This is a genomic window from Acidimicrobiia bacterium (assembly GCA_035471805.1).
In the GTDB taxonomy this organism is placed as follows: domain Bacteria; phylum Actinomycetota; class Acidimicrobiia; order Spongiisociales; family JAHEDJ01; genus JAHEDJ01.
This window is the reverse complement of record DATIPS010000049.1, coordinates 55,403-62,682: the sequence shown is the minus strand read 5'-3', so window position 1 is coordinate 62,682 and position 7,280 is coordinate 55,403. Positions and strand designations below refer to the sequence as shown.

The following is a 7,280-nucleotide window of genomic DNA, read 5'->3' as shown; positions in this document are numbered from 1 at the left end:
CATTCGGAACCTATAGGTTCCGAATGTCGCGCGAAAACGGCGGTGGGTGGCCGGTGCCCTATCATCCCGGAGCACCATGTCCCTTCTTTCCGATCTCACCGAGGTGTTCGGCGATGCGTTCGAGTCGATCGGGCTCGACCGGCTTTTCGGCGAAGTGTCCGTTTCACAGCGGCCCGATCTCGGCCAGTTCCAATGCAACGGTGCGTTGCCCGCTGCCAAGCCGGCCGGGAGAAACCCTCGCCAGATCGCCCAGGAGGTCTTGGAGATCGTTTCCGGAGATCGGCGCATCGCCGGACTGAGCCTCGCAGGGCCCGGCTTCATCAACCTGACCCTGACCGACGAGTCCCTCGCCGAGGGCCTTCAAGCGGTGGCAGAGGACGAACGCCTTGGTGTACCCCGGGCATCCGAGCCGCTCTCGGTCGTGGTCGACTACGGGGGCCCGAACGTCGCCAAGGAGATGCACGTCGGGCACCTGCGACCGGCCATCATCGGCGAGTCGATCAAGCGCATCCTGCTCTTCGAGGGACACCGGGTGGCCGGCGACGTCCACCTCGGGGACTGGGGAACCCCGATGGGCCAGCTCATCGTCGAGCTCTCCGAACGCCAACCCGAACTCCCCTACTTCGACGCCGGATTCTCCGGGCCGTATCCCGCCGAGTCACCGGTTTCGGTGGGCGACCTTCAGCTCCTGTATCCGATCGCATCCGAACGGTCCAAACAGGATCGGGACTTCGCGGAGGCCGCCCGCCGGGCGACGGTCGAACTACAGGACGGGCGACCCGGATACCGGGCCCTGTGGTCCCACTTCCGCAACGTCTCGATCGAGGCGATGAGAGCCGTCTACGACGACCTCGGGGTCCACTTCGATCTCTGGAACGGCGAGAGCACCGTCCATGATCGGATCCAGCCGATGATCGATCGCCTCGTCGATGCCGGACTCACCCGGCTCAGCGACGGGGCAATAGTGATCGACGTTGCCGGCGAAGCAGACACCAGGGAGATCCCGCCCCTGCTCCTCGCCAAGAGCGACGGTGCCTATCTGTACGGAACGAGCGACCTCGCCACGATCGAGGAGCGTATCGAGGAACTCGATGCCCGCCTGATGGTCTACATCGTCGATGTCCGGCAGTCCCTGCACTTCGAACAGGTCTTTCGTGCCGCACGCCTGACCGGAATCGCCGGCCCCGATGTCGTGCTCGAACACGCCGGCAACGGCACCGTGAACGGACCGGACGGCAAGCCCTTCAAGACCCGGGACGGCAACCTCCTGCGGCTTGCCGACCTCGTCTCGATGGTGGCCGAGCGGGCCGCGCAGCGCCTCGACGAGAACGAACTCGCCACCGGATACTCCGGGGAGGAGCGGCACCGCATCGCCCACCTCGTTGGCATGTCGGCCTTGAAGTTCGGCGACCTCCACAACCACCGGACATCCAACTACATCTTCGATTTGGACCGGTTCACGTCCTTTGACGGGAAGACCGGCCCCTACCTCCTCTACGGTGCGGTTCGCATCAAGTCGATACTGCGTGAAGCGTCCGAGCGCGAGATGGAGGGCGGGCGTATCATCGCGGCCGACCGTGACGGCGAACGCAACCTGATGTTGCGACTCGCCAGATTGCCGGAGGTGTTCGGGCGGGCGGTCGAACACCGCGCTCCCAACCAGCTGGCCGAGTATGCGTTTGAGTTGGTGGCCGACTTCAACCGTTTCTACGAGGCCTGCCACATCCTGTCAGAAGCCGATGCCGCCCGCCGCGGCTCCTGGCTCACCCTCGTCGGCACGACGCTTCGTCAGCTCGAACTGGTCCTGGACCTCCTGGGAATCGAGATTCCCGACCGCATGTAGAGAGCCGGTCGGTGGCCGGGGCAAGCTGCCCGTGCCCGGCGCCCTGAACCCGTCTGCAGCACGCGGTAGTCTCGATGACATGAACATCCGCACTGCCCGTCCGGACGATGAGGCGGCCATCGTTGCCTTCACAAGGAACACCTTCGAGTGGGGCGATTACGTGCCGGACAGCTTCGCCCAGTGGATGTCCGAAGACGAAACGTCCACCGTTCTCGTCGCCGCGGATGCCGACGACCGGCCGCTCGGCATCGTCCGTATCGTCATGGTTTCCGCCGATGAAGCCTGGTTGCACGCGGCCCGCGTTCATCCCGACGCCCGCCGGCAGGGCATCGCCGGCAAGGTAACCGAGGCCGCCAACCGGTGGGCAGCCGATCACGGCGCTCGTGTGGCGCGACTCCTCACCGAGAGCTGGAACACAGCGGCTCAGGCTCAGGTCCGCAAGGCGGGATACCGGGATGTCTCGACGTGGTTCTACGCCATCCGTCCGATCGGGTCGACCCAGCCGGAAACGAGCGGCAACGGAGGAAGGCGGACGCCGGGAGATGAACGTCTGACCCCGGCACCCCGGGCAGAGGCCGAGCCGGCCTTTCTGTCCTGGTCGAGCGGCGACCTCATCAGACACGCCCGAAATCTCTTCCCGACCTGGTGGACCTTCCGCAGTCTGCGAATGGCCGATCTCGAGAAGGCTGCGGTGGAGCGGAGGTTCTGGATGTGCAGGGCCGGATGGGTGATCGGCGAGTTTCGCGATGACTCGTTCCACATACCGTGGATCACCACCAACCCCGACGACGCATACTCGCTGGTGCGGGCGTTGCTGGATCGGGCGACCGACCTCGGCGCCGAGAAACTCACCGCGCTGGTGCCCGCCGTGGGTTTCCTGGAGGGTGCGTTCAAGCGGGCAGGTTCCGAACTCCACCACGACATCCTGTGGGAGTACTCCCTGTAGAGGGTTCTAGGTTCTAGGTTCTAGGTTCTAGGGCCGGCTAGATCGCTCCTGCGATGAAGAAGGCGGCCGCCGTGGCCCAGATGGCGTAGAAGACCGGTAGTTCGACCTCCTCGATCCAGGAGTTGTGGCCCCACAGTTCCCGAACACCCCACAGAGCCGGAACACCCAGGAAGAGCGCGAAGGTCATTCCGGCCGAACCGGCGCTGCGAATCACGGTAACGCCGAAGTCGAACGGCTGCGGCAACTCATCCACGTACTGCCCGGCGAACCCGCCAATCAGAAAGAGGACCAGACCGGTGACGAGAGCACCCAGCGCACCGGCGATCGCTACCTCGATATCGGTGAAGGTCCCCCGGCGGCGGGTCGAGTAGCCGATCGGTCCCTCGACGGCAACTCCCAGCGCGAATGCGCCGAACACTGCGATCACGAGGCCGGATCCGAGCATCGAGCCCGTCGACTCGGTGAGCCCGATCTCGACCACGTCGAAGCCGTCCAGCAAGACGGCCGCCGCCAAACCAACCAATGCGGTCCCGACAACGAGCAGACCCACGTCAAAGCTCGTTCCCAGAGTATGGGCACCGAGTCCCAGCAAACGGCGCAGTTGCGACCGGGCCGGCACCTCGGTTGAAGAGTCTGTATCGGTCAAGATCTGCCTTCTTCGGCGAGCGACCAGCCTACCGCGTCGGGTCGGCGGCTTGCAGCGCTTCCCAGTAGAGCTCAACGGGATGTGCAACGCGGTAGGCACCGCCGAGATGACCGCGGAGTTGCATCTCGCAACCCGGGTTGGCGGAGGCGACCAGCGTGGATCCCGACGCCCGCACTTGATCCGCCTTTTTCCGACCGAGTTCCCGCGAGGCCTTCGGATGCAGCACGCTGTAGATCCCGGCGGCTCCACAGCACATCCCGGCCTCGTCGATTTCCACGGGTTCGTATCCGGCTGCTGCAACCACCGCCCGCGGCTCGGCAACGATGCGCTGGGCATGTCGCAGGTGGCACGGATCCTGCATCGCCACCTTTCCCCGGGGCACCTCCAGTCGGGGTAGGCGCCCGTCGGCGATTGCCGCAGCGACGACCTCCGTCACGTCCTTGACCTTCGAAGCGAGCCTTCCTCCCGCATCCCCGACCCAGTTGCCGTACTCCTTGAGATGGGCTCCGCAACCGGCGGCGTCGGTCACGATCAGATCGGCAGAGGCGAAGGCGGCGAGGTTCCGCTTTGCCAGACGTCTTGTCCCCTGGGCGTCGCCGTCGTGAGCGGCGAGAGCGCCGCAGCACGTTTGGCCGTCCGGAACGACCACCCTGTACCCGGACCTGCGCAGGACTTCCACCGTGGCCGCGTGCACGTCACCGAACCACGGGTCCATCACGCACCCCGCCAACACGGCAGCCACACCTCCGCCGGTCGGTCCGAGCGGGGTGAAGGATGACCCGATGGAGGATGCCGGACGCTTCGGCAACCGGCGCAACCCGCCGATCGAGGTTCGAACCTGTGGGGGAAGAAACCGGGCGGGCACGCTGCGCTGGACGAGCCGGGTGATCCGGGTGACCACCCGCATGAACCAGGGAGTCCCTATCCACCTCCCGGTAATGAATCGACGGAACCTGCGAACGGGGGAAGCCAGTTGCGCGGCAATCTCGATCCGGGCGCCCTCCATGGCACGTCCGAACGGAACCAATGAAGGGCACACGACCTCACAAGCCCGGCATTGCAGACAAAACCCCATCAGATCATCGAAAACGTCGTTGACTTCGGCGTGACCTTCGGCCACTGCGCTCATCATCAGCAACCGGCCCCGCGGCGAAGCCGACTCCATGCCCGTCAGTCGGAACGTCGGGCAAGTCGGGAGACAGAGCCCGCACTGGATACAGGCGGCCAGCTCAGATCTCGTCGGGGCGTCGGCGGTGGCCCAGCCCATCAGATACCTCCCGGGAGGCGGCCGGGGTTGAGGATCCGGACCGGATCGAACCGTTGCACGATTCGTTTCTGCAGCGACAGGGAGGCCGGAGGCGTACCCCACGGGTCGATCCGGGCGTAGAGCTCGGGAGGGCCGGCGACGAGTACCAGCGCGCCCCCGTGCGACTCGGCCCACTTGCGCAGCGGGCCGACCTCGCCGTCGGGTCCGCCGATGACCAGTTCTCCGACTCCCAGGGCTGCCTGATATGCGTAGTCGGCCCGCACGTCGTTGATCGCGGTACGCAGCTCGGACGGCGGCACCCGCAGCGACCAGCGGACTTCGCCGTCGAGGTCTCCCGGCCAGTCCCATCCCTCGGCCGCCGGGCTGCCGATCGCCGCCGCCTGACCCTCGACCTCCTCCGGCGTGCCGCCCAGGAAGACCCGGGTGGATCCGTCGCACTCGACCACGGCCTGCGGGCGGTATGCGGCGGCCAGTGCTCCGTCGCCGTCGGCCACCGTGACGGTCCCCCGGGCGGAAGGCAACGGCCACAGCTTGAGGCAGACCTGGACGATGACCCCGAGCGAACCGAAAGAGCCGGTCACCAGCCGGGGAATATCGAAACCGGTCACGTTCTTGACCACCCGTCCTCCGCCCCGAACCCTCCTGCCGTCACCGGTGACCAGGACCACCTCGAGCAGACGCTCGCGGGTGGGCCCGTACCGGGCACGCCTCCACCCGCTGATGCCGGCGGCCACTACCCCTCCGACCGTTGCCTCGCCGGGCCTCTCCGGCAAGGCGGCCGTCAATCCCTGCTCCGCCAGCTGCGCCTCCAGATCGACCACGCGGACACCCGCTTCCACGGTGACGGTGAGGTCCTCAGGCTGGAAGTCGACGATCCGATCCAGACCGGCGGTCGACAGAACCACCACCGGGTCGAGTCGTCCCCCGTAGCCCTGGTGGGTTCCTCCACCCCACACGAGCGTCCGCAGATGGTGTTCGCTGGCGGTGTCGAGAATCGTTTCGACGTCTTCGATGGACGCCGGGGCAACCGTCGCATCAGCCTGGGGAGCTCCGGTGATCGGTGCCACCTGACCCGGCAAACCGTCGAGAGCGGAACGGACGGAGGTCACACCCACATCCCTTCGAGGGGCGGCCTGCCCAGATCGAAGCAGCGGGAGCCGGCCGGCAGAACCTTGTCGGGATTGAACACCGCATCCGGGTCGAACGATTCGCGGACGCGCGCCTGCGCATCCAGGTCGGCTTCGCTGAAGACGAGGGTCATCAACTCGCGCTTCTCGATGCCTATGCCGTGCTCCCCCGAGAGAGAGCCGCCGACTGCCACGCAGACCTCGACCAGCTCGCGGGCAGCAGCCTTGACCCGGTCGAGCATCCCCTCCTCGGCAGAGTCGAACGCCATCAGGGGATGCAGGTTGCCGTCACCGGCGTGGAAGACGTTCAGCATCATGATCCCGTGCCGGTCGGCGATCTCATATACGCGGGTCATTGTCTCGACGAGCTTGGTGCGGGGCACGACGGTGTCGTGGAGGTAGTAATCGGGTGCAGCTTGAGCGACGGCGCCGAAAGCGGACTTGCGGCCCAGCCACAGTTTCGCCCGCTCCGCCCCATCGGCGGCAACGCGCAGAGTCGTGGCGTTGTTCTCTCCGGCGACCTCTTCGATGATGGCGGCTTCGGCATCGACGGCAGCCGTAAGCCCGACGACCTCGGCGAGCAGGACGGCGGCGGCGTCGGTCGGGAATCCGGCGCTCACGAATCGCTCCACCGCCTCGGTCATGCGTTGATCCATCATCTCCAGGGCAGCCGGGACGACCCCGCGGGCGATGACGCCCGACACGGTGGCAGCGGCATCTTCCACCCGGGAGAAGGCCGTGAGCAGGGTTCGCACATCGGGCGGATTCGGCGTGAGACGCACCAGCGCTTTCGTGATGATTCCGAGGGTGCCTTCAGATCCGACTACCACACCGCGCAGATCGAGTCCCAGCGGGTCGGGAGCCGGGCCGCCCAGCATGATGATGTCCCCGTCGGCCGTGACCATCTCCACGGCGAGCACGTGCCCGACCGTCGATCCTTCCGCCAGGCAGTGGGGTCCGCCCGAGTTGTTGGCGATGTTGCCGCCGATCGTGCATGCGGATTGCGAAGACGGGTCGGGGGCGAAGTGAAATCCGAGCGGTTCCGTCTGTTTGGAGAGATCCAGGTTGATCACCCCGGGACCCACCCAGGCCGCCGCGTTCTCGACGTCGATCTCGACCGAGTTCATCTTGGTCAGCACCACTACCAGGCCGGGTTGGGTGGGAATGGCCCCTCCGGCCAGGCCGGTGCCTGCGCCTCTCGCCACGATCGGCATCCTGTAATGCCGGGCCAGGCGCACTATCGAAGCCACTTCGGCCGTGGTCTCGGGGAACGCTACGAGCTGCGCATCACCGCGGACCACGCCGGAATCGATGCCGTAAACCCAGCGTTCGAGCGGCTCTGTGAGCACCCGGTCGTGGCCGAGAAGATCGCGCAATTCGGCGGTGAGCGTCATGCCTAGGCAGGTTACCCAACTGAGGGGCAACGCGCGGAGTGGGGCCGGGGAGCGGGA

Annotated in this window: 6 protein-coding genes; 2 read left to right on the top strand and 4 right to left on the bottom strand. The window is 66.5% G+C overall.

The features are described from left to right. The first annotated feature begins 76 nt into the window (after positions 1–76). Entirely contained in the window at positions 77–1,843 is a 1,767-nt protein-coding gene (gene argS, locus VLT15_09770) for an arginine--tRNA ligase (GenBank protein HSR45504.1), read from the top strand. 79 nt (positions 1,844–1,922) lie between these two features. Then, positions 1,923–2,789, top strand: coding sequence for an N-acetyltransferase (locus tag VLT15_09765; protein HSR45503.1), 867 nt, complete (start codon positions 1,923–1,925; stop codon positions 2,787–2,789). Between the two features lie 37 nt (positions 2,790–2,826). Here the strand turns inward: VLT15_09765 and VLT15_09760 are convergent, their stop codons facing one another. The 4 genes from VLT15_09760 to VLT15_09745 are packed head-to-tail and all read right to left on the bottom strand — an operon-like array spanning position 2,827 to position 7,223. Continuing rightward, positions 2,827–3,435, bottom strand: coding sequence for a hypothetical protein (locus VLT15_09760; protein ID HSR45502.1), 609 nt, complete (start codon positions 3,433–3,435; stop codon positions 2,827–2,829). 28 nt (positions 3,436–3,463) lie between these two features. Next, the gene (locus VLT15_09755; GenBank protein ID HSR45501.1) at positions 3,464–4,702 is read right to left on the bottom strand and encodes a (Fe-S)-binding protein; all 1,239 of its coding nucleotides are present in this window, start codon (positions 4,700–4,702) and stop codon (positions 3,464–3,466) included. Beyond that, entirely contained in the window at positions 4,702–5,811 is a 1,110-nt protein-coding gene (locus tag VLT15_09750; GenBank protein HSR45500.1) for an FAD-binding oxidoreductase, read from the bottom strand. The genes VLT15_09755 and VLT15_09750 overlap by 1 nt, the downstream gene beginning before the upstream one ends. Beyond that, the gene (locus VLT15_09745) at positions 5,808–7,223 is read right to left on the bottom strand and encodes an FAD-linked oxidase C-terminal domain-containing protein (GenBank protein HSR45499.1); all 1,416 of its coding nucleotides are present in this window, start codon (positions 7,221–7,223) and stop codon (positions 5,808–5,810) included. The genes VLT15_09750 and VLT15_09745 overlap by 4 nt, the downstream gene beginning before the upstream one ends. Positions 7,224–7,280 lie beyond the last annotated feature (57 nt).